Raw genomic sequence first — 21426 nt, 5'->3', positions numbered from 1 at the left:
GCGGACATGTCTGACTAAGAAGGAAAACGTGATGGCTTCGCCAACAACCCTCCGCACCCCCTATGACGTTCGCGTCGACATAGTCAAAGACGCCATCAAGGCACATTCCAAGCTCGATGGCGACGCCGCGAACGAGTTGGCAGTGCACGTGCTGCAGGCGCTGAATTCGATTCCCGAAAAGGTGCGCTGAGCCCGACGGCCACCGCCCACGTCACTCATTGCTGGACGGCCTTGGCAACGGCGACGTAGGTCGTGAGGTTCGCCGGGTCCCGCGTTGCCTGCAGGACGACTCGGACCACAGCCCACGCGCGCGCACGGTCCTCGTCGAACCCTGAGGCGTCGACAAGACGGTGAAAGCGCCTTCGCACGGCGTCTCTGACGTCACCGGCCACATCGTCCCAGCGGTGCCACAGCATCGGGGCGAGTTCGTAGTGCGGGTCACCGTTGACCGGCGCGGGTGCGATCGCCAGCCAGGGCTCGCGGTCGGCCGCGAGTGCGGTTGCGTAGTGGAGATTGCCGTGCAGCACGACCGTGGCCGGTTCGGTGCTCAGGTCCCTTCCGAGCGCGATCGCCTGCTCGACCAGACGGTGCGGGATCGGCGCGCTGCGGGGAAGCGATTGCAATCGGCGCGTCCAGCCGTCGAGTTCGCTCACCAGCGAGCGTAATTGGGGCATCGCGGGTACGTGCAGGCGTCCGTAGAGCCCGGCGACGACGTCGCATGCGTCGACGTCGCGTACGCTGCGCAGGGTCGCGGAATGCAGCCGTTCGAGAAGAAGGGCGCGGTGTGGTGGATCGGCGCTCAGCAGCCGGACGGCACCTTCGCCGCCCCACCGCCGGAGCACGAGGTGCTCGTGTTCGGATTCCGCGTCGGAACCGCCGATCTTGAGGATGGCAGGCGCTCCGTCGGGGGTGCGCACCGGCTGGATGATCGAGCCGTGCCCTTCGATGACATCGCCGTCGAGCCGAAGGTCCCACTGGTCGAGCTGCCGCTGGAGCGCGCCGTCGATCGGTCTTGCGGTCACGGCGCCCACGTTATGACGGACACGGTCACGACAACCGGGCGCTAGGTTTGACGGGGTGGACGACGCGAAGCTGGACGGCACGGTTCGGGCGGTAGCCAGCGCCCCGCTCACCTTCGGCTGGCTGCTGGTCCTGTTCGTCACGACGCGGGTTCAGCGGTCGGCCGGACGGCGGGGGGCGAAGCGAATCCAGCGCAGGCATTCGACCAACCTGCGCAGGCTGAGCAGCGAACCGTCGCGGGTGCTTGCGGCCAGCCTGTTCTGGCTCGACGGCCGCATGTGGTGGCCGTACGTGCCGATGTTCGTCGGGGTCGTCGCCCCTGCCGAGCGTCGGTTGCGTTGGTGGCGTTGGCTTCTCGTCGGATCGGCGGCGCATGCCGTCGGCACCTTCGCGGGCCAGGGCTTTCTGAGGTGGTCGTTGAAGAAGGGCGAGGCGCCGAGGCGACTGACCAACGCACGCGACGTCGGGGTGAGCTACTTCGTCCTCGGGGTGGCGGGCGCGTTGTCGGGATATGTCCGGCCGCGGTGGCGCGCCGGAAGTCAGGCGACGGCCGTCGCCGCGTTGACCGCCAATGCGGCCCTGCGGCCGACCTTCACCGAGGTGGGCCACCTGACGTCGCTCCTGGTCGGGCTGGCAGCGGTCCCGCTGGCGCCCGACCGTGACCGATTGCCCTACCCGGACGTCGCGCCCGGCAAGATGGGCCCATGACGTTCGCGCCGGGCATCACGGGACTGCTGGTGATCGACCCCTACAACGACTTCATCTCCGAGGGCGGCAAGGTGTGGGACCGGCTGAAGGGGGTCGCCGAGGCCAACGGTTGCATACCCCACATGGAGCAGGTGCTCGATGCCGCGCGGGTGGCCGATATCCGGGTGTTCTATGCGCTGCACCGCCGCTACCGGCCCGGCGACTACGAGACGTGGAAGTACGTCGCGCCGATTCAGAAGGCCGCGTGGGATCGCAGGACGTTCGAGTTCGGCACCTGGGGCGGCGAGCTGCGCGACGAGTTCAAGCCGCAACCGGGCGACATTGTTTCCCAAGAGCATTGGTGTTCAAGCGGATTCGCGAACACCGATCTGGATCTGCTGCTGAAGAAGCACGGGATCGGAGAGCTCATCGTCATCGGCCTGATCGCGCACACCTGTGTCGAGGCGACGGTCCGGTACGGTGCCGAGCTCGGCTACCAGGTCACGGTCGTGAAGGACGCGACGACGAGCTACTCCGACGACCACATGCACGCCGCGCTGGAGGTCAACCTGCCGAACTATGCTGCCGTCGTGTCCACGGACGAGGTCGTTGAAGCGATCCGCGCGGGGCGATGAAAAGCCGGGCGCAGCGGTTCCTGCAGTCGATTCGCAAGGAGATCCCCGAAGCGGTTCAGGCGCGCGACCACGACGATGTCGAGGTCGCCGCGATGCTGCGCGAGCTGGGGATCGCGCTGATCGAGTGCGAGCAGCCAGTGCAGCTCGTCCGGGCGCGGCTGCTGGCGATCGCCAAGCAGTACACGCACGAGACCGTCCGCGTGGTGGTGCTGCCGACCGCGCTGGTGGTGCAGGTCGGCAACATCGCCTATGAGGTCGAGACGGTCGTCAGCCCGACGACGCAGCTGAACCTAGCGGGCCGCATCGACGCGATCGCCGAGCTGGCCGAGGTCGGTGCCATCACCCCGGCCGACGCGGCGCGCGAGGCCGCCGTCGCGCGCACCATGAAGCCGCGATTCGGGCCCGTCACGACGGTGATCGGCTACGTCATCACCACACTCGGCTTCGGCATGGTCATCAACCCGACGTGGGCGTCGCTGTGGGGTTACGCGTTTCTCGGCGCGGTGGTCGGCGCCATCGTCATCCTCGGTCGGCCGTTTCCCACGCTCAACGCGGTGCTTCCGACGCTGGCGGCGATGGTGGTCACCATGCTGGCGACGTGGTTTGTCGCCGACGCCGCCAACGACGGGTTGCTGCGGGTGATCAGCCCGCCGCTGGTGGCCATCCTGCCCGGCCTCGCGTTGACGATCGCCTCGATGGAGCTGGCCAGCGCACAGATCATCAGCGGGGCCAGCCGGCTGATTTACGGTGTGACACAACTGATGTTGCTCGTGTTCGGGGTCGGGCTGGGCATCCATGTCGCGGGCCGGGTCGCGCCGCAGGCGCCGTCGCCGCAGATGGGCGGATGGTCGCTGTACGTCGCCGTCGTGGTGATCGCGATCGGGCTGTACATCTATCTGTCGGCGCCGACGAGGTCGCTGCTGTGGCTGATGCTGGCGGTCGGTGTTGCACTGGTGGGGCAGAAGGTGGGCGGCCTTTTCATGTCGCCGACGCACTCCGGTGCCGTCGGCGCGTTCCTGGTGGTGCCGTTCGCGACGCTCGGGGCGCAGATCAAGACGTCACCGCCTGCGATCGTGATGATGCTTGCGGCGTTCTGGGCGCTGGTCCCCGGCTCGCTGAGCTTCCAGTCGCTCGGCGAAGCCGTCCAAAGTGGGGGCGACGATGTCGCCACGCTCGGCACCAGCGTCGCCGCGATCTTCTCCATCGCCCTCGGCACGCTTGTCGGCTGGAGCGTCGTCGAGACGATCAGGACCCGCCTGCGGCGCTGACTTCCTGAGCGTTTGCTGTACGGGAATAAATTCAATCTGGGCTCAGTTTCAGCGACGCGTGCGCCAAGGACCCCTCGCCGGACGCTATCCGGCGGTTGCTGCCATGGTCACACTCGCCCTGATTCCCTATCTCGCGCTGTCGGCGGCGATCGACCCGCTGGCCCCGATCATCACCGCAGACCTGCACATGAGCGCCCAGGCGATGACGCTGGCGTCGGGTCTTGGCAACGCGGCCTACGCCGTCGGCACGGTCCTTGCCGTCCAGTTCGCCCAGCACCTCCCGCAGCGCAGGATGCTGCTCGGGTATGCGGTGCTCCTCGTGGCGGGTTCGGTGCTCGCCGCCGCCGCGCTGAACGCGGGCATGTACATCGGCGGGCACGTGCTGCAGGGGCTGTCGACGAGCATGCTGTTGATCGCCGCGGCGCCGCCGCTGACGATCGGGTTCCCGAGGGACAAACTGCGCAATACCGCGGTGATCATGAACATGTGCGTCTTCGGTGCGGTGGCGCTCGGCCCGTTCATCGGGGGCGCGCAGGCCGAGGCGCATGAGTGGCGACCGCTGTTCTGGATCATCGCCGCGATTGCGATGCTGGCTCTTGTCATGGCGGCGTTGACATTTGACGACGCGCCACCCGCTGATCCCGACGCCCCGCGCGACCTGTTGGCCATCGCATTGGCGACGGTCGGGTGCACGGCCGCGTTCGTCGGCGCGGCGCAACTCACCACGCACGCGTTGCGCGACCCGGCGGCCAGCGTGCCGATGTTCGGCGGCCTGGCGCTGATCGTGGTGTTGATCGTCTACCAGTTCAGGGCCAAGCGGCCCCTGCTGACGGTCCGCACGATGTTGACGAGCGCGATCCCGGTCGCCGGGGTCGGCGTCGCGCTGTTCGCCGCCGCGGCGTCGGTCGCGGCGACGGCGCTGACCGCCAACGTGTTGTTGGAGAGCTTCAGCCCTGTCCAGGTCGGGCTGATCTATCTGCCCGAGCTCGGCGGGGCCGTCGTGATGGCGGTCGTGTTCGGGTTCGTCATCTCCCGCAAGGCGATGCATTACCTGCCGCTGGTCGGCATGGCGCTGCTGGCTGCGGGAATCCTGGTGTTCTCCTACGCGCTTCCGGCGAACCAGTCGCTGGCAATGGTCGGCTCGGCGTTGACGGGGCTGGCGTTGGGCGCGGCGGTGGCGCCCGCGTTGTTCGTCGCGGGCTTCTCATTGCAGTCGGCCAGCCTGCAGCGGGTGTTCGCGATCATCGAGCTGTTGCGGGCGGTGGCGGCGTTCATGGTGGCACCCATCCTTGCGCATGTCGCCGATGCACTGCCCGGCGATCTGGCGGCAGGCACGGGCACCACGTTGTGGATCGGTTTCGGGCTGGCGATCGGCGGTGCCGTCTTCGGGGTGGCGATCTACGTGCTGAGCGGGGCGCGACCGCAGAAGCCGGACCTGGACGAGTTTCTCGACGGCGAATCGCCCGCGTGGTATTCGCCGCCGTTGTTGGCCCGCATCCGGTCCGGCCTGCCGTCACCGGTTCCCGGGATCGATCATCGTGAACGTGTGACGGCTGCGGTTCCTCGGCGCCTGCCGACGTCGGTCGGTCCTGTGCTGTTCGCCTACGACGGGTCCGAACTGGCTGCGTGCGCGATCGAACAGGCCGCCTCCCAGCTGCCGCCGGGACGGTGTGCGTTGGTGGTGTGCGTGTGGCAGCCGGCCCACGTCGGGTTCACCCCGGTGGAGAAGAGGCACTTCGACGCCGACCAGGCCACCGAGGTGCGGCGGGCCGCCGAGAGCACAGCGGCACACGGCGCTTCGCTCGCCGCGAGAGCCGGGTTCGACGCGGACGCCGTGGCCGTGGAGGCGGCGCCGACGTGGAAAGGCATCCTGGCGGCCGCCGAAGAGAGCAACGCGAGCCTGATCGTGCTTGGGCCGCACCGCCGCAGCGGGCTGGTCGGGCACCTGCAGGGCAGCGTCGCGGCGGCCGTCATGGCGCACTCGACGATCCCGGTGATGGCCATTCCCGAGCAGCCATGCCGTCGGTGATCTCCCGCCACACTCGCGCGGGCGTCATCGGTAGCCGCCGGATGCGCGCGCCGCACGCGCGGGCGATCGCGTTGGCCAGCGCGGGCGCCACCGGGTTGTACGGGGACTCGCTCATCGACTTGGCGCCAAGGGGGCCCAATTCGTCGTACGTGTCGGCGAAATAGACGTCGGTCACCGGGAGATCCGCGAGCTGGGGGATGTGATACTCGCGCAACGTGCGGGTCAGCACTGCGCCGTCGGCGCCGATTGCCATCTCCTCGAACAGTGCCGAGCCGATCGCCTGTGCCACTCCACCCTCGACCTGTCCCCGGCACTGCTGGGGGTTCATCACCACGCCCGCGTCGGCGGCGTGTGCCGACTGCAGGATGACCACCTCACCGGTCTCGGTGTTCACCGCGACCCGGAAGGCCTGCACGTTGAAGGCCACCGACCGGGGCGTGCCGTCGTGCCTTCCGTGACCGACCAACGGCGTTGGCAGATAGCCGAATTCGATCAACTCGTCGCCGCACTGCACGCCGTGTGGCCCCAATGCGCATTCGGCCGGTGAGCAACCCGACAGGTCCGACGCCGCCTGTATCAGCGCACCGCGCAGATCGCGGCACGCCAGCTGCACGGCCCGGCCGGCCACCACCGTGCCCGCCGAGCCGAACGCACCGGTGTCGTGCTCGGCGGCATCGGTGTCGGACTGGCGGATGACCACGCGGTCGACGTCGGTGTTCAACTCGGTCGAGACGATCTGGCTGTGCACGGTCGTTGTTCCGTTGCCGAACTCGGCGGTTCCGATCGACAGCGCGTATATCCCTTCCCTGTCGACGGATATCGCCGCGTCGGCGAAGTGACCACGCGGCGGAATGGTGGCGATCATCGCGATCGCCATCCCCTCACCGACCCGCCACTCGTCGCCTGCAGGCGGATCGGAGCCGTTGCCACGGGCAAGCGCGGTCTCGGCGAGATCGAGGCATTGGTCGAGCCCGTAGCTGCCGAACTCCAGGTCATCCTCGGCCACATGGGAATCCACGAACGGGTCGCCCGGTACGACGACGTTGCGGCGGCGCAGTTCGAACGGGTCGATGTCCAACCGCTGCGCGAGGTCGTCCAGCGCCGACTCGACCGCGAAGATGACCTGGCCGAGCCCGTACCCGCGAAATGCGCCGGACGGCAGGTTGTTCGTGTAAGCCGCCCGCGCGTCGACGCGCTTGTTCGGGCATCGGTAGACCGAAACGGACTCGCCGCAGCCGTGGAACATCACGCCGGGACTGTGGTTTCCGTACGCGCCTGCATCCATCAGCACGTCGACGCCCAGCGCCGTCAGCACACCGTCGGGTCCCGCGGCGACGGTCACGTCGACCCGGAACGGGTGGCGGCACGGGGCGACGGTGAACTCGTCGCTGCGGCTGAACTCGAAGCGCACCGGCATGCCGAGCCGCAACACCGCCAACGCGACAAGATCCTCGACGAGCATCTCCTGCTTGGCGCCGAATCCGCCGCCCACCCGTCCGGTGAACACGTGGACTTCGTCGCGGGCGAGCCCGAACACGTGACACAGCTCCTTGCGGACCAGAAACGGCACCTGGGAGCTGGTCCGAATCACCAACCGCCCGTGATCGTCTCGCCAACCCGTGCATCCATGGGTCTCCAGGTGCGCGTGCTGGACGCGTTGGGTGTGGAACCGGCCGGTGACGACCTCGCCACCGGCCGCGCGTGCTGCGGCGAGGCCCTCGGCGATGTCGCCGACCCCGCCGTGGAGTTCAGCGACGATGTTGCGTGCCGGATCGCCGATGCGCGCCTGGGTGCCCTTGTCGCGGTGCAGAAGCGGCGCGCCAGGGGCCGTCGCCGCTTCGGGATCGAACACGGCGGGTAGCTCCTCATAGGTGACCACGATTGCCCGGCAGGCCTTTTCGGCAGTTGCCAGGCTGTCGGCGACGACGGCGGCGACGCGTTGACCGACGAACCGCACGGTGTCGTCAAGGACGACGGTGTCGTCGGGGTCGTCGTTGCGGTCCTCGTGGCGCGCGGTCGAGAAAGCCACCTGCGGACTGTCGCGGTGGGTGAGCACCAGGTGCACGCCGGGAATCGCCTCGGCCGCATATGTATCGATCGCGGCGATGCGCGCATGCGCCACCGGGCTGGGCAGCACCGCCATGTGCAGCAGGCCTGCGGGCGCGCAGTCCATCGTGTAGGGCTCCGTGCCGGTCACCACCCGGACACCGGCGGGCGCGCCGATCGAGCGGCCCGCGGCCGCACCGTTGGCCTTCTCGGTGTTGACGGTGCCCGCCAGCGCATCGACGATCGCGCGGTAGCCTGTGCACCGGCACAGGTTTCCCTTCAGCTGCTGGGGCAGGTCAGCCAACTCCGCGTCGCCGAACGACGACGCCGTCGTCACCATTCCGGCCGTGCAGAACCCACACTGAAATCCCGCCGCCTCGACGAAGCGGCGTTGAACGGGGTGAAGATCGTCGGGGGTGCCCAACCCCGCCACAGTCGTCACCGCGCACCCGGCGGCGCGGTGGGCGGGGAAGATGCACGAGTGCACGGCGGCGCCGTCGACCAATACCGAGCACGCTCCGCAGTCGCCGGCATCGCAACCCTTCTTGACCTCGAAGTGGCCGTGTTCGCGCAGGTATGTGCGCAGGCACTGACCCGGACGCGGATCGGACCGCACCTCGACCCCGTTGACGGTGAAGGTCATGCCATCTCGGAGCGGATCTGTTGGGCGAGCACGAGACTCACGCCGCGACGCCAGTCTGGATCGCCGTGGGCATCACGGGTCCAGGCGTCGTCGGGGATGGTGGCGTGCGCCGCGGCCACCTCCGACGGGTCGGGAATCGCCCCGAAGGTGAACACGTACGGCCGTACGGTGGCCGCGGTGAACGACAGTACGAAGCGGCCGCCGTCGTCGTCGGTGTCGCGGCGGCCGATCACCACGATGCCGGATCGCCCCAGCGGTGACGGAGCAAGTTTGCGGTAACCGGTGCGGGCCCGTAATGCGCTGGCCGGCAGGAAGATCGAGCGCAGAATGTCACCTGGTTGCAGCACGTTGGTTGCCGAGCCGGTGACGAACTCGGTGATCGGGCTTGTGTAGCGGGTGCCGTCGGCGCGCCACACCGCAAGGTCCCCGTCGAGTGCGGAGGCCAGCGAGATCATCGAGCCCGCGGGGAACGAAAGGCAGATGTTGCCGCCGATGGTAGCGGTCCGCCATATCTTGGGTGACGCCAGCAGGGCGGTACAGCACTGATGGAACAGCGGGGCCGCGGTCCAATCAGGGCGGACGGCGGGCAGGCTCTGTGACAGCCCGGAGACCTCGGCGAGTGTGCAGGTGGCGGCGAATTCGATTCCGTTGTCGCTCAGAGTCATCGGCTGCCAACCGAGGCGGGTGATATCGACAAGGCGACGTATCTGTGGCTGCGGTTCGGAGAACAGCCAAGTCCCGCCCGCGAGGATCGCATCACCGTGGCCGAGCGGCCACAGCTCGTCACGGCGCGTCGGCGTGCTGAGTACCTCGACGGTGTTGAGGTCCATCAAGAGAGGTTAATCGCGCGGGCGACCCTCTGCAGATCGGCGCCGAGATGCGAGGCGCCGCCGTTGCGGCGAGAATCGGTAGATGAAGGCCTATCGCGGACACCTGATGCATGTCCGCGGTGCCCCCATGCTGTCCGACGCGCGTGAGCACCTGGTGAGCGAACCCGACGGGGTGCTTGTCGTCGACGACTCGGGGCGGATCGTCTACAGCGGCGAGTACCGGCGAATGCCCACGCCCGACGCCGAGGTCGTCGATCACAGGCCGGGCTTCCTGGTTCCGGGCTTCGTCGACACGCACATTCACTTCCCGCAGACCTACTGCACCGACTCGTACGGTGGCGGGCAGCTATTGGATTGGTTGGAGCGCTGCATCTTTCCCGCCGAGAGCAAGCTCGCAGACCCGGAATACGCGCAGGTCGCCGCGCGCAACTTCGGTGCCCGCCGCATCGATGTCGGGACCACCACCGCGCTGGTGTTCGGATCGGCCTTCCCCCACGCGCAGGACGCGTTGTTCGCCGAATCGATTTCGCTCGGGCTGCGCACGATCTCGGGCCGGGGCATCCAGACGGTCGGCCCGGAGTCGGCGGCGGCGCTGATCACCGACGAGGCGACGGCGATCGCGTTGACCGGGGAGGAGATCTCGCGGTGGCATGCAGCCGACACGGGTGACTCATCGACGGCGCTGGTGCACGCGGCGGTGGTACCGCGGTTCGCGCTGTCGGTGACGGCGCAGACGTTGGGTGCGCTGGGTGAGATCTACGACGGCGTGCGTGATGCCGGCGTGTACTTTCACAGTCATCTGTCGGAGAACGTCGCCGAAATCGACGCTGTGCGTTCGATTTACAATGTCGAACACTACCTGGACACCTACGACGGCAAGTTCGGCGCGGGTTCGGCACAGGCGGGTAAGACACTGCTTGGCCGGCGCAGCGTGCTTGCCCACGCGGTGCACTGCGAGAGCGCGGAGCTGGCCCGAATGGCCGACACAGAGACGTCGATCTCACACTGCCCGACGTCGCAGCTGTTCCTCGGCTCGGGAACGATGCCGTGGCGAAGGACGACCACCAGTGGGGTGACGGTGGCGATGGGTACCGATGTGTCGGCCGGTGATGAGTGGCTGATCCCGCGGGTGCTCAACGACTCGTTCAAGGTGCACATGTCGGAGCCGGGTGATGCCGCGGTTTCGCTGTCGGCGGCCGAGTTGTTGTTCAGCGCAACGCTGGCGGGCGCGCGGGCGCTGGATCTGGAGGAGCGTATCGGCAACCTGGACGTGGGCAAGGAGGCTGACTTCCTTGTGCTGGATCCGCAACGCCAGCCGCTGCTGCCGCAGATGCTGGCGCAGATCGACGTGGAGGACTCCGACCGGTTGCTGTTCTCGCTGCTGATGGGGATGCGCGAGCAGGCGATCACCCGGGTGTACGTGCAGGGCCGAGAAGTCTGCGCTCAGGCCAGCCAGCCCTGCTGAAGGTCCCAGGCGGGCCCCGGTGCGGGCGCGTCGTCGCGGGTGACGGTCGCCTGGATCAGCCCGTAGGGGCGGTCGTCGGCGTGAAAGACCTCCTTGTTGTTCTCCAGCCCGAAGGGCGATAGGTCGTAGACGAAGTGGTGTTTGTTCGGCGCCGACAGCCGCACCTCGGCGATCTGCGGGTAGGCGGTGAGCACCGCCTTGCCCATCTCGTAAAGGGTCTGCTGCAGGGCCAGCGACTGCACCACGGCGAACTGTTTGACCAGGTGTTGCTTTATTCCCCCATACACGGTGTTCCAGTCGACATCGGTTGTCGTGAAACGCCATTGGGCGATCAGTGAGGTCGCCATGACGCGGTCGTGGGTCGGCTCGAGGATGGTGTATTTGTCCTCGAGAAAGCCGGCGAACTCCGAACCGGTGGACTTGAGGATGATGAGATCCTTCAGCCCGCCGACCACCCATTCGCCGTCGCCGTCCACGGTGACGGCCGCGGTGCGCACTTCCTGGCCCTTTCGGATCCACGTGTAGTTGTGCTCGTTTCCGTCGACGACGGCGCGCTCCCATGCGTATTCGTCGATCTCGATGCGGGCGGCCTCGACGGGACCGACGTCGCCGACGAAATGGCGGGCCAGGGCGAGGCCGTAGTCTTCGATGGACAGCAGGCCCTTTTCCTTGGCATACGCGTAGGCGGTCTGCTTCTGGGTGTCGGTTGGCAGCACGTCGGCCTGATCGCCGGTCAGGTGCGCAGCGCTGAAATCGCCTCGTAGACAGGTGGATACATTGATGTCGTGGATCTCGTGGCGGGGAGCGTCGCGGTAGATCCGCACCACCCGGTTCTCGGCCTTGCCGTACTGGTTCTTGCCCAGGATGATCTCCGACATCGTCAGCTCCCTCGATAGGTTGAGTACGCGTACGGCGACAGCAGCAGCGGGACGTGATACTTCGCTGCCGCGTCGGTGATTTCGAAGGTGATGGCGACCTCTGGGTAGAAGCCGGTGACGCCTTGTGCGGTGAAATAGGCCGCGGTGTCGAAGATCAGCCGGTACACGCCCTCGGGTGCGCCGGTGTGGAGGTCGCCGACCCGGCCGTCGTCGTCGGTCATCGCGACGGCGACGGTTTCACCGCCTGCGTCGGTCAAGGTCACCGGCACGCCGGCGGCGGGCCGCCCAGTCGTCGCGTCCAACACATGAGTACTCAGGTGCGTCATCGCCGCGCCCCATTCGCTCCGCGAGCGTGCGTGTCTGCACACGACACGCCGCCCAAAATTGGCATTCTGCGCACGCTCGCGGGGCGAATCACGCGGTCTCCTTCGATAGCAGCCGCTGCAGGCGCAAGCGGTTGATCTTGGCCAGCTCGCTGCGCATGACGCGGCGTTCGGTTTCCGCGTCGTTGGCGAGCCGGTCGGTGAGGATGGCCAGAAGTTCCTCGGCGGTACGCCCACTGGCGCAGACCAGGTACACGTAGCCGAACATGTCCTCGTATTCGCGGTTCTTCGCGGCCAGCTCGGCGCGCACGTCGTCGCCGGCCGTCGCCACCGATGCCTGTTCGCGGGCCGAGGTCGGGTTGTCGACCCGCCCGCCGATGCGGGGGTGACCGTCGAGCGCGGCGTCGATCTCCGCGTCGGGCAGCTCGGCGAGCACGCGGTCGGCGCGGTCGAGCAGCGCGTCGACGTCGCGGAACGGCGCGGCCGCCAGCACGCGTCGGGCCCAGATCGTCGACGAGCAGACCTCGAAGAGAAGATGCATCCGTTGGCGGTCGGTCAGGCGGTTGAAGCCGTCGAGGCCGAGCGCCGCATGAGCAGGCATGCGCAGAAGCTACGCCGACAGCTCGTCGAGGCGGCCGAACCGGGCCGCGGCGATCGGATTGGCGTCGGCGACGAGATCCTCGAACCGGTAGTTGGCGATCTTGGCGATCTCGATGAGCGCGAACGCCTTCTCTGCGCCTGGCGAGTTGTCCATCCGGGACCAGCCGTTGCGAAGCACCCGGTCGAAGTGGCTGGTTTCGCGGGCGCAGATCACCAGCGGGAAGCCGAAGTGCTCGCGGTAGGCGCTGGCGAGGCCGACGACGTCGTTGTGGTCCTCCTCGTCGAGGTGCGAGAGCACGACGTGGTCGACGGCCAGCGCCTGGCCGGTCTCGTCTTCGGCGCCGAGGTCGGGGAAGGCGTTGATGAGCTCGAGCTGCTGCTCGGAGGAACCCGTGAGCACCGCGTCCTGGAAAGCCTCACGAAGCGCGTTGGTGTCGGCGTACGGGCGTTGTTCGTAGGCCCGATCGACGGCCCACGGCACGTTCTGCACGACGTCTCCGAAGACCTCGGTGAAGCGCTCCTTGGTCATGGCGTTGACTTCGTCGAGGGTGATGGTGCCGCCGCCGGCCACCCGGGGACCGCGCGTGCCGATGTGGAAGAACACGATGTTGAGCAGGATCGCGGCCACCGCGCCGATGCTGATGCCGCTGCCGAAGAGCAGGTCGATGCCTGCGGGCATGGCCTTGGCGACGTCGGGATAGCTGGTCACCCACAGGGCCAACGCAAGGCTGGTGGTGACGATGATGAGGTTGCGGTGGTCGGTGAAGTCGACCTTGCCGAGGGTCTGGATGCCGACGACGGCGACGGTCGCGAAGAGGGTGAGGGCGGCGCCGCCGAGCACGGGGTTGGGGATCGACGAGACGATCGCGGCGACCTTGGGCAGGAAGCCGAGCACGATCATGATGACCCCTGCAGCGGCGACGACCCAACGACTCTTCACCCCGGTGAGGCGGACGAGGCCGACGTTCTCGGAGAACGCGGTGTAGGGGAACGAGTTGAAGATGCCGCCGATCATGGTGGCCAGTCCGTCGGCGCGCAGTACGTTGCCGATGTCGGAGGCCTTGATGCGCTTGCCGACGATCTCGCCGGTGGCGTATGTGCTGCCGGTGGATTCGACAGCGGTGATGAGCAGCACGATGATCATCGTGAGGCAGGCGACGAAGTCGAACTTGGGCATGCCGAACAGGAACGGCTGGGTGAAGCCGATCGCCGACGCCGTGCCGACCTTCTCGAAGTTCATGTCGCCCAACGCAAATGCCACCGCGCAACCGATGATGAGGCCGAGCAGGACGGCGATGGTGGCCAGGAAGCCGCGGAACACTCGCTGGATGGCGACGATGATCGCGATGGTGCCGAGCGCGTAGAGGAACCAACGCACGTTGGTGGGGTCGACCTCGCCGGTGTGCGGGTTGGTGACGGCGTCGTGTGCCCCGACGGGCACCAGGCACAGGCCGATGATGGTGATCAGCGTGCCGGTGACGACGGGCGGGAAGAAGCGAAGCAGCTTGATGAAGATCGGCGCGATGAGGAATGTGAAGATGCCTGCGACGATGACGGCGCCGTAGACGTAAAGCAGGCTGGGTGCGCCGCCGCCGTGGGCCAGTCCGATGGCGATGATGGGCGAGACGCCTGCGAAGGTCACGCCTTGGAGGAGTGGGAGTCGCACGCCGACTTTCCAGAAGCCCACCGCCTGGATGATCGAGGCGATGCCGCACGTGAAGAGGTCGGCGGTGATGAGCTTGACCAGGTCTTCGCCTGGCAGGTCGATGGCGCCGGCGATGAGGATCGGCACCAGAACGGCGCCGGCATAGAACGCGACCACGTGCTGGAAGCCGTAGGTTGCCAGCTTGGGGAGGGGCAGCACCTCGTCGACCGGGTGCACCCGCTTCTTCGGGGCGGTACTCGTTGACGCCGTCATTGACCAAGGATCGGGCAGGTTCTCCGATCTCGCATGTCGAGGCAGGCGAGCCGTCGATGCGCGACCGTCGAACAGTCGCCGGCCCCGCACCGGCGGGACGTTCTTCACGCCTAACGCCGCCGCGACATGGCCGGCACTCTAAGCGCCCGCCTCTGAGCGAAAGTTTCGCTCGACTCGTCGACCTTTCAGTACCAGCGAAAAATTCGCTGTTAGGCGGGCTCCCCGTCACATGGTCTGCGCCACCGGCGACATGGCATGGCTCATCACAAGGGCTCGACGAGCCGCGTTGACGTCACCCGTTCGCTCGCTGTCGTGGACGACTTCTCGATAGTGTCGCCTGCGTGGACTTCGAGCTCGACGACGAGCAGCGGGCATGGGTTGGCGAGGTGCGGCAGTTCCTCGCAGAGAACGTCACCCCGGCGCTGAAGGCCGAGATGGCCGAGCACGGACTCGAGTACCAGGGCGGCGAGCTGACGGCCTTCCGCCGCAAGATCGGCGAGAAGGGCTGGTTCGGGCTGAACTGGCCGACGGAGTACGGCGGCCTCGGCCTCACCCCGACGCACCAGCACCTGCTGATGAGCGAGTTCGAGTATGCCGGTGTGCCGGGCCCCGACCTCACGGTGACTTCGATCGCGCCGATGATCATGCGGCACGGCACCGAGCAGAACAAGAAAGAGTTTCTGCCCGGAATCGCAAGGGGCGAGATCGTGTTTGCGCTCGGCTATTCCGAGCCCAACGCCGGGACGGACCTGGCCAGCCTGCGTACCCGCGCGGTCCGCGACGGCGACGAGTGGGTGATCAGCGGGTCGAAGATCTGGAACAGCGGGGCCCAGCGGTCGACGCACGAATGGCTTTGCGTGCGAACCGATCCCGACGCACCGCGGCACCGCGGCATCTCGGTCATCGCGGTGCCGGTGGATAGCCAAGGTATCGAGATCCACCCGCTGATCGCATGGTCGGGATACCGCACCAACGAGACGTTCTTCAACGACGTGCGCGTGCCGGTGACGAACCTGATCGGTGAAGTCAACGCCGGGTGGACCTACATCACCGGCGCGCTGGACCTCGAGCGCGGCGCGTTGACCAACGCGGGCGACCTGCGGCGCGCGCTCGACGACCTGATCGCGATGGCGGGCTCGCCTGACCCGGTGTTCCGCAGGCGCCTCGCGCAGGCCGAGGCCGACGTCGAGGTCGCCAAGCTGATGGGCTACGAGGCGGCGTCTCTGCTCGACAGCGGTCGCATTCCCAGCATCGAGGTCAGCGTCGAGAAAATCTTCACCAGCGAGCTGCGGCAGCGGATCGCTGACCTGGCGATCGACCTGCTGGGGCCGGACGGGCTTCGCATCGGGAACTTCTTCGAGCGGCTGTACCGGGTGTCTCCGCTGATGCGGTTCGGCGGCGGCACCAACGAAGTGCTGCGCGACGTCATCGCCCAGCGCGGCCACAAGATGCCGTCGTACGGTCGGTGACGCCTTGCGAGTGATTCCCTCTCAAGACGAACGCGATCTGGCCGCGATGTGCCGCGGAGTGCTGGCCGCCGAACTCGAGCCGGACGCGCAGTGGAAGACGCTGGCCGAGGCGGGCGTGCTCGGGTTGGTCATCGACGGCAGCCTGGGCGACGTGGGCGTCTTCTGCGTCGAAGCGGGAAGAGCGTTGTGTCCCAGAGTCGTTCAGAGCACGGTGTACGCGGCGATGGCCGTCGACTTTCTCGGTGTCGGGTCGGGTTGGTTGCCTCGACTGACCTCCGGCGAGGTGCGTGGCAGCTGTGCGCTGTTCAATCCGCGCGACGCGTCCGACGTGACGCCGCGGTTGCGGGGGCGACGTGACGGTGACCGCTGGCTGCTGAATGGCGTCGCGGAGTTCGTCGCCGATGCGGATGTCGCCGACGTGATCGTCACGACCGCCGACGCGGGCGTCGTCGCCGTCGACACCAAGACATCCGGTGTCACCATCGAACCCGTGCCGATGATGGGCGGGTTCGCGGCGTCCACGGTCCGGTTCGACGAAGTGGTGGTCGACGAGCCGATGCCCGCCGTTGACGAACAGCTGCGCCGAGTCGCGAATGCGATTGTGGCACTTGACTGTCTGGACCTGGTCGGCGTCGGCGAGGCGGTGATCGATCGCACCGTCGACTACACCAGGATGCGCGAGCAGTTCGGCAGGCCCATCGCGTCGTTCCAGGCCGCGCAGCACCTGGTGGCCGACATGCATATCGCCTTGGCGGCGGCTCGGCTCGCCGCGCAGTCGGCGGTGTTCTGGATCGGACGGGGCCGTGCCGCAACGCGGGAGACAGCCGTCGCACGGATGCGCGCCGCCGAGGTCAAGAAGATCACCCTGGACGCGCATCAATTGCACGGCGGCATGGGCTACGTCGTCGACACCGGCCTGTACAAGTTCTCCGAGCGTGCTCGCATCTTGTCCACGCTCGGCGGTGGCGCCGACGTCGCAGCGAAATGGCTTGAGGGCGAGATGGACTGGAAGGCCAATCGATGACGGCCGACAGCCTCGTCGACCCGGAGTCCGCCGCGACGATCGGTCAGGTCGTCGCTGTCGCTACCGGCGAGGTATACCGACGGGACTGGCAGCGCTGGGCCGCCGCCGTCGGCGACCACAACCCGCTGTGGTTCGACCCCGTATATGCGCGAGGGCACGGGTACCGCGACATCGTGTGCCCGCCGCTGTATCTGCAGTACGCGATCCTCGGGGTGGCGGCGTTGGGAGGCCTGCGGCCCGACGGATCGTCGGGTGCGGTGACGGGCAGCATGGCGTTCCCGCGCGCCCCGCGACGGATGGCTGGCGGCGAAAGCACGGTGTTTCACCTGCCCGCGTATCACGGCGATGAGGTCGAGATGACGCGCACCGTCGACTCGATCGTCGAAAAGGACGGCCGCTCAGGCAGATTCGTGCTGGTGACCTGGCGAGCCGAGTACCGCAACCAGCACCGCGAGCTTCTCGCCGAGGCGACGACGTCGATGATCGCCAGGCCCGCATGACTCACCACATGCCCGCGAGCCACATACCCGCGAACAGACGCAAAAGTACCCCTGAGGAGGGGGAAACGGGTACTTTTGCGTCTGCTCGCGAGGGAACGCAGGTGTACTTCGAGGACGTCGACACGGGCGACGCGATCCCCGCGCTGACGGTCGCCGTCGACGAGACGCAGATGTTCTTCTTCAGCGCCGCCACTTACAACGGGCATCGCATCCACTACGACAAGGAATGGGCACGCGACCGTGAAGGCTACGACAACGTGCTCGTGCAGGGCCCGCTGCAGGCGGCGCTGCTGTCGCGGGCGCTCACCGATTGGATCGGCGGCGACGGGCGGCTGGTGGCGTTCTCGGTGCAGAACCGCGCGATCGCGCTGCCCGGCCAGGAGCTGACGTTTGGCGGCGTCGTCACAGCGAAGCGGCCGGACGGCCTCGTCGACGTCGACGTCTTCTGCAAACGTGGCGACGACGTGCTGATGCCTGGCACCGCGACCGTCGCACTGCCGCGGCGGGGTGAGGCATGACGGGCCTGCGCGGCGAGGCGGCCATCGTCGGGATCGCGGAACTGCCCGCCGAGAAGCGGCAGAGCGGGCCGCCGTCGTTCACGCTCGATCAATACGCCCGGCTGGCGAAGATGGTGATCGAGGACGCCGGAGTGAATCCCACTGTGGTCAACGGCCTTTCGACACATGGCATCGCCGAGTCGAACATGTTCGCACCCGCGACGCTGTCGGAATATCTCGGCCTGCCTCTGGACTTCGGCGACCGCGTCGACCTCGGCGGTGCGACCGCGGCAGGCATGGTGTGGCGGGCCGCCGCGGCCGTCGAGCTGGGTCAGTGCGACGCGGTCCTCGTCGTCATGCCCGGCTCGACCGAGATTCCGCGGTCGGAGGCCAAGCCAGGGCGGCAGCTCAGCTGGTACGGCGCGTCGAGCAACAACTACGGCTCGCCGCAGGCCGAGTTCGAGATCCCGTACGGCAACGTCGGGCAGAACGGCCCCTACGCGCAGATCGCTGCGCGGTACGCGCACGAATTCGGCTACGACGCAGCGGCGTTGGCACGTATCGCGGTTCATCAGCGCGAGAACGCCTGCGCCCATCCCGGCGCGGTGTTCCACGGCAAGCCGATCACCGTCGGCGACGTGCTGAACAGCCCGGTGATCGCCGACCCGATCCACATGCTCGAGACGGTCATGCGGGTGCAGGGCGGCGCGGGCGTGCTGATCGCAAACGCCGACGTGGCACACAGTGCTCGTCATCGCCCGGTGTGGATCAAGGGGTTCGGCGAGCATATCCGGTTCAAGACGCCGACATATGCCGACGACCTCATCCACACGCCGATCGCCCGCGCGGCGGAACGGGCGTTCGCGATGGCGGGAGTGCAGCGTGCAGACGTCGACATGGCGTCGATCTACGACTGCTACACGATCACCGTGCTGATGACGCTCGAGGACGCGGGCTTCTGCGGCAAGGGCGATGGCATGAAGTGGCTGACGGAGCACGACCTGACCTTCCGCGGCGACTTCCCGGTCAACACGGCAGGCGGGCAGCTGTCGTACGGGCAGGCAGGCATGGCGGGCGGCATGCACCATGTCGTCGACGGTGCGCGCCAGGTGATGGGCCGCTCGGGCGATGCGCAGGTGCGCGACTGCAACACGGCCTTCGTCACGGGCAACGGCGGCATCATGAGCGAGCAGGTCGCGCTGATCCTGGCCGGTGACCGATGAGCGTTCCGCTACCTGAGCCGACGCCGGTGTCGCAGCCGTTCTGGGATGCGTTGCGCGAGCACCGAATTCTCATCCAGTACTCACCGTCGACAAAGCAATACGTGTTCTACCCGCGGACGCTCGCCCCTGGCACGCTGGCCGACGACCTGGAGTGGCGGGAGATCGACGGCACGGGCTCGCTCTACACCTACACGGTCGCGCGCAGGCCGACCGGCCCGCCGTGGGCGGAGAAGCTGCCGCAGCTGCTGGCCGTCGTCGAATGGGACGCCGGCCCGAGGGTCAGCACCGAACTCGTCGACGTCGAACCCGACGACATCCGTATCGGGATGCGGGTGACGCCGGTGTTCTGCGACGTGCCCGACGCGGGAATCACGCTGTTGCGCTACCGGCCGGACAACGATGTTTGAGACGCTGCAGCAGCTGTTGCGGTCGCGGATGGACGACGACGGCATCGCGATGATGCACGAGGATCGAACCTGGACCTGGCGTGAGCATCTTGGCGAAGCGGCGGCCGAGGCCTCGGCGCTGATCGCGATCGCGGACCCGACGTGTCCGATGCATGTCGGCGCGCTGCTGGGCAATACGCCCACGATGCTGCGTTCGATGGCGGCGGCCGCGCTCGGCGGGTACGTGCTGTGCGGCATCAACACCACGCGGCGCGGCGACGGACTTGCTGCCGACATCAAGCGGTCGGACTGCCAGCTGGTGCTCATCGACGCCGAGCACATGCCGCTGCTCGACGGTCTCGACCTCGGCGGGGCAACGGTGCTCGACGTCGACGGCCCCGTGTACCGCGACGCGATCGCCGAGGCGAAACCGCTTGAGCCGCACAGCGAGGCAGCCGGTGCGGATCCGGTCGTCATGCTGTTCACGTCGGGCACCAGCGGTGACCCGAAGGCGGTGCGGTTCGCCCACGCGATGGCGGTGCTGTGCGGCGCAAGCCTGGCCGAACGGTTCGAGCTCACCGCCGACGATGTGTGCTACTTGTCGATGCCGCTGTTCCACTCGAACGGGGTGGCGGCGGGCTGGGCGGTCGCGCTCGCATGCGGGGCGACGATGGTGCCCGCGAAGTTCTCGCCGTCGCGGTTCCTGCCCGACGTCCGCCGCTATGGGGCGACATACATGAACTACGTCGGCAAGCCCCTGGCGCTGGTGTTGGGCACACCCGAGAAGCCAGACGACGCCGACAACACGCTGCGGTCGGCGTTCGGCAACGAGGCCACCGAGCGCGACGTCGACGAGTTCGCGCGGCGATTCGGCTGCAAGGTCGTCGACAGCTTCGGCTCGAGCGAGTTCGCCGTCGTCGTCATGCGCGAAGACGGCTGTCCGCCGGGGTCCATCGGCAAGGGATATCCGGGGGTCAGCGTGTACCACGCCGACACCGTGACCGAATGTGCGCCAGCGGTTTTCGACGAGCACGGCGCGCTGGCCAACTTCGACGAGGCGGTCGGTGAGCTGGTCAACACCTACGGGGTCGGCGGTTTCACGGGCTACTATAACGACCCCGCCGCCACCGAGGAGCGGATGCGGCACGGCATGTACTGGTCGGGCGATCTGGCCTACCGCGACGCCGACGGCTGGATCTACCTCGCCGGTCGCACCGCCGACTGGATGAGGGTCGACGGGGAGAACCTCGCCGCGGGCCCGATCGAACGGGTCCTGCAGCGGCTGCCCGAGATCAACCACGTGGCCGTCTACGCCGTCCCGGACGAGCGCGTCGGCGACCAGGTGATGGCGGCCGTCGTCGTCAACTCGGGAGCCTCCCTGTCGCCCGAGCGGTTCGAGGAATTCCTCGCATCGCAACCCGACCTGTCGCCGAAGGCCTGGCCGAGATACGTTCGCGTCAACGACGCACTGCCGCAGACGGCGACCAACAAGATCCTCAAGCGCACGCTGATCCAGGAAGGCGTTACGGCCGGCGATGGCGTGTTGTGGGAGCGGCAGCCACGGGAGCGGGGCTACAGGAAGCGGTGAACGGCCTGGTAGGCGTGGCGCTGGATCGTCGGATCGGCGAAGTCGGCGACGATACCGGCCTGGTCGACGAGCGGCCCCGTCAACGTCTTGGCGGCGCTTGCGTAGAACTTGCCGCTGTCGAGCTCATCTGTCACCGAGGCGTGGACCAGTCGACGAGCGCCCGTATCGACCGGATGAGCGAGGCCGAGCCTTGGCAGTACGTACGGCATGAGGATCCGATTCATCAAAGGCGTCAGAATTGTGCCCATGTCTCTGAAGACGTCGGTGCCAGCCGTGTTTCCCGGGCTCACAGTGACGAGCCGCAGCTGCGGGTTGCGACGCGCGAGCTCCGACATCCACAGCGCGCCGAAATATTTGACTTGCCGCGGCGTGTTGCGTACGAAACGGCACCCTCGCC

At 67.6% G+C, this 21426-nt stretch carries 21 protein-coding genes; 13 read left to right on the top strand and 8 right to left on the bottom strand.

Annotated features, from left to right (window positions below):
* The first annotated feature begins 31 nt into the window (after positions 1 to 31).
* Entirely contained in the window at positions 32 to 190 is a 159-nt protein-coding gene (locus tag D6M19_RS34285) for a DUF6307 family protein (RefSeq protein WP_164478570.1), read from the top strand.
* Positions 191 to 215: 25 nt separating this feature from the next.
* On the opposite strand, the gene D6M19_RS18700 is transcribed toward D6M19_RS34285, so the two are convergent.
* Complete coding sequence (locus tag D6M19_RS18700; RefSeq protein ID WP_123026771.1) at positions 216 to 1022, bottom strand: aminoglycoside phosphotransferase family protein; 807 nt, start codon at positions 1020 to 1022, stop codon at positions 216 to 218.
* A gap of 55 nt (positions 1023 to 1077) precedes the next feature.
* On the opposite strand from D6M19_RS18700, the gene D6M19_RS18695 reads away from it, so the two are divergent.
* The 4 genes from D6M19_RS18695 to D6M19_RS18680 all read left to right on the top strand — a co-directional run bounded on the left by D6M19_RS18695 (position 1078) and on the right by D6M19_RS18680 (position 5639).
* Entirely contained in the window at positions 1078 to 1728 is a 651-nt protein-coding gene (locus D6M19_RS18695; RefSeq protein WP_123026742.1) for a rhomboid-like protein, read from the top strand.
* A complete protein-coding gene (locus tag D6M19_RS18690) occupies positions 1725 to 2342 on the top strand; it encodes a cysteine hydrolase family protein (protein WP_123026741.1) in 618 nt (205 codons plus the stop codon). The genes D6M19_RS18695 and D6M19_RS18690 overlap by 4 nt, the downstream gene beginning before the upstream one ends.
* Positions 2339 to 3610: a threonine/serine exporter family protein gene (locus tag D6M19_RS18685; RefSeq protein WP_123026740.1), complete on the top strand. Its 1272-nt coding sequence runs from the start codon at positions 2339 to 2341 to the stop codon at positions 3608 to 3610. The genes D6M19_RS18690 and D6M19_RS18685 overlap by 4 nt, the downstream gene beginning before the upstream one ends.
* A gap of 103 nt (positions 3611 to 3713) precedes the next feature.
* Positions 3714 to 5639 carry a universal stress protein gene (locus D6M19_RS18680; RefSeq protein ID WP_206428567.1) on the top strand — a complete coding sequence of 642 codons (1926 nt, stop codon included), beginning with the start codon at positions 3714 to 3716 and terminating at the stop codon, positions 5637 to 5639.
* On the opposite strand, the gene D6M19_RS18675 is transcribed toward D6M19_RS18680, so the two are convergent.
* Both D6M19_RS18675 and D6M19_RS18670 read right to left on the bottom strand, forming a co-directional pair.
* Positions 5581 to 8328 carry a molybdopterin-dependent oxidoreductase gene (locus D6M19_RS18675; protein WP_123026738.1) on the bottom strand — a complete coding sequence of 916 codons (2748 nt, stop codon included), beginning with the start codon at positions 8326 to 8328 and terminating at the stop codon, positions 5581 to 5583. The genes D6M19_RS18680 and D6M19_RS18675 overlap by 59 nt on opposite strands.
* Entirely contained in the window at positions 8325 to 9158 is an 834-nt protein-coding gene (locus D6M19_RS18670) for an FAD binding domain-containing protein (protein WP_123026737.1), read from the bottom strand. Before D6M19_RS18670 ends, D6M19_RS18675 begins: the two co-directional genes overlap by 4 nt.
* Before the next feature lie 82 nt (positions 9159 to 9240).
* Between D6M19_RS18670 and D6M19_RS18665 the strand changes: the two genes are divergently transcribed.
* Positions 9241 to 10623, top strand: coding sequence for a guanine deaminase (locus D6M19_RS18665; RefSeq protein ID WP_123026736.1), 1383 nt, complete (start codon positions 9241 to 9243; stop codon positions 10621 to 10623).
* Here D6M19_RS18665 and pucL read toward each other — a convergent pair.
* The 4 genes from pucL to D6M19_RS18645 form a co-directional block, all read right to left on the bottom strand.
* Complete coding sequence (pucL, locus tag D6M19_RS18660) at positions 10602 to 11501, bottom strand: factor-independent urate hydroxylase (protein ID WP_123026735.1); 900 nt, start codon at positions 11499 to 11501, stop codon at positions 10602 to 10604. The two genes, D6M19_RS18665 and pucL, sit on opposite strands and share 22 nt — an antisense overlap.
* Before the next feature lie 2 nt (positions 11502 to 11503).
* On the bottom strand, positions 11504 to 11827 hold the full coding sequence (uraH, locus tag D6M19_RS18655) for a hydroxyisourate hydrolase (protein ID WP_123026733.1): 324 nt from the start codon (positions 11825 to 11827) through the stop codon (positions 11504 to 11506).
* A gap of 88 nt (positions 11828 to 11915) precedes the next feature.
* Positions 11916 to 12425, bottom strand: coding sequence for a 2-oxo-4-hydroxy-4-carboxy-5-ureidoimidazoline decarboxylase (gene uraD / locus D6M19_RS18650; protein WP_123026732.1), 510 nt, complete (start codon positions 12423 to 12425; stop codon positions 11916 to 11918).
* Between the two features lie 9 nt (positions 12426 to 12434).
* Complete coding sequence (locus D6M19_RS18645; RefSeq protein WP_123026730.1) at positions 12435 to 14342, bottom strand: PbuX/PucJ/PucK family nucleobase permease; 1908 nt, start codon at positions 14340 to 14342, stop codon at positions 12435 to 12437.
* 341 nt (positions 14343 to 14683) lie between these two features.
* Between D6M19_RS18645 and D6M19_RS18640 the strand changes: the two genes are divergently transcribed.
* The 7 genes from D6M19_RS18640 (at position 14684) to fadD1 (ending at position 21029) form a co-directional block, all read left to right on the top strand.
* Positions 14684 to 15811, top strand: coding sequence for an acyl-CoA dehydrogenase family protein (locus D6M19_RS18640; protein ID WP_123026729.1), 1128 nt, complete (start codon positions 14684 to 14686; stop codon positions 15809 to 15811).
* 4 nt (positions 15812 to 15815) lie between these two features.
* Complete coding sequence (locus D6M19_RS18635; RefSeq protein WP_123026728.1) at positions 15816 to 16835, top strand: acyl-CoA dehydrogenase family protein; 1020 nt, start codon at positions 15816 to 15818, stop codon at positions 16833 to 16835.
* Positions 16832 to 17335: a MaoC family dehydratase gene (locus tag D6M19_RS18630; RefSeq protein ID WP_123026727.1), complete on the top strand. Its 504-nt coding sequence runs from the start codon at positions 16832 to 16834 to the stop codon at positions 17333 to 17335. The genes D6M19_RS18635 and D6M19_RS18630 overlap by 4 nt, the downstream gene beginning before the upstream one ends.
* Positions 17336 to 17436: 101 nt before the next feature.
* Positions 17437 to 17853 carry a hotdog family protein gene (locus D6M19_RS18625; RefSeq protein WP_234834929.1) on the top strand — a complete coding sequence of 139 codons (417 nt, stop codon included), beginning with the start codon at positions 17437 to 17439 and terminating at the stop codon, positions 17851 to 17853.
* Positions 17850 to 19055, top strand: coding sequence for a thiolase family protein (locus D6M19_RS18620; RefSeq protein ID WP_123026725.1), 1206 nt, complete (start codon positions 17850 to 17852; stop codon positions 19053 to 19055). The genes D6M19_RS18625 and D6M19_RS18620 overlap by 4 nt, the downstream gene beginning before the upstream one ends.
* Positions 19052 to 19462 (top strand): Zn-ribbon domain-containing OB-fold protein, encoded by a 411-nt coding sequence (locus D6M19_RS18615; RefSeq protein WP_123026724.1) that lies wholly within the window; start codon positions 19052 to 19054, stop codon positions 19460 to 19462. Before D6M19_RS18620 ends, D6M19_RS18615 begins: the two co-directional genes overlap by 4 nt.
* Positions 19455 to 21029, top strand: a complete 1575-nt coding sequence (gene fadD1 / locus D6M19_RS18610) for a fatty-acid--CoA ligase FadD1 (RefSeq protein WP_123026723.1) — start codon at positions 19455 to 19457, stop codon at positions 21027 to 21029. The genes D6M19_RS18615 and fadD1 overlap by 8 nt, the downstream gene beginning before the upstream one ends.
* Here the strand turns inward: fadD1 and D6M19_RS18605 are convergent.
* Positions 21014 to 21253 (bottom strand): hypothetical protein, encoded by a 240-nt coding sequence (locus D6M19_RS18605; RefSeq protein ID WP_164478569.1) that lies wholly within the window; start codon positions 21251 to 21253, stop codon positions 21014 to 21016. The genes fadD1 and D6M19_RS18605 overlap by 16 nt on opposite strands.
* Positions 21254 to 21426 lie beyond the last annotated feature (173 nt).

The organism is Mycolicibacterium stellerae, assembly GCF_003719305.1.
Taxonomy (GTDB): domain Bacteria; phylum Actinomycetota; class Actinomycetes; order Mycobacteriales; family Mycobacteriaceae; genus Mycobacterium; species Mycobacterium stellerae.
The sequence above is the reverse complement of the archived record's forward strand: the minus strand, read 5'-3'. Positions and strand labels throughout refer to the sequence as shown.

Bases quoted from the DNA above. Each gene is read 5' to 3' on its own strand.
- D6M19_RS34285 (WP_164478570.1), top strand. From the start codon at position 32: ATGGCTTCGCCAACAACCCTCCGCACCCCCTATGACGTTCGCGTCGAC.
- D6M19_RS18690 (WP_123026741.1), top strand. From the start codon at position 1,725: ATGACGTTCGCGCCGGGCATCACGGGACTGCTGGTGATCGACCCCTAC.
- D6M19_RS18685 (WP_123026740.1), top strand. From the start codon at position 2,339: ATGAAAAGCCGGGCGCAGCGGTTCCTGCAGTCGATTCGCAAGGAGATC.
- D6M19_RS18680 (WP_206428567.1), top strand. From the start codon at position 3,714: ATGGTCACACTCGCCCTGATTCCCTATCTCGCGCTGTCGGCGGCGATC.
- D6M19_RS18675 (WP_123026738.1), bottom strand. From the start codon at position 8,328: ATGACCTTCACCGTCAACGGGGTCGAGGTGCGGTCCGATCCGCGTCCG.
- D6M19_RS18670 (WP_123026737.1), bottom strand. From the start codon at position 9,158: ATGGACCTCAACACCGTCGAGGTACTCAGCACGCCGACGCGCCGTGAC.
- D6M19_RS18665 (WP_123026736.1), top strand. From the start codon at position 9,241: ATGAAGGCCTATCGCGGACACCTGATGCATGTCCGCGGTGCCCCCATG.
- pucL (WP_123026735.1), bottom strand. From the start codon at position 11,501: ATGTCGGAGATCATCCTGGGCAAGAACCAGTACGGCAAGGCCGAGAAC.
- uraH (WP_123026733.1), bottom strand. From the start codon at position 11,827: ATGACGCACCTGAGTACTCATGTGTTGGACGCGACGACTGGGCGGCCC.
- uraD (WP_123026732.1), bottom strand. From the start codon at position 12,425: ATGCCTGCTCATGCGGCGCTCGGCCTCGACGGCTTCAACCGCCTGACC.
- D6M19_RS18645 (WP_123026730.1), bottom strand. From the start codon at position 14,342: ATGACGGCGTCAACGAGTACCGCCCCGAAGAAGCGGGTGCACCCGGTC.
- D6M19_RS18630 (WP_123026727.1), top strand. From the start codon at position 16,832: ATGACGGCCGACAGCCTCGTCGACCCGGAGTCCGCCGCGACGATCGGT.
- D6M19_RS18620 (WP_123026725.1), top strand. From the start codon at position 17,850: ATGACGGGCCTGCGCGGCGAGGCGGCCATCGTCGGGATCGCGGAACTG.
- D6M19_RS18615 (WP_123026724.1), top strand. From the start codon at position 19,052: ATGAGCGTTCCGCTACCTGAGCCGACGCCGGTGTCGCAGCCGTTCTGG.
- fadD1 (WP_123026723.1), top strand. From the start codon at position 19,455: ATGTTTGAGACGCTGCAGCAGCTGTTGCGGTCGCGGATGGACGACGAC.
- D6M19_RS18605 (WP_164478569.1), bottom strand. From the start codon at position 21,253: ATGAATCGGATCCTCATGCCGTACGTACTGCCAAGGCTCGGCCTCGCT.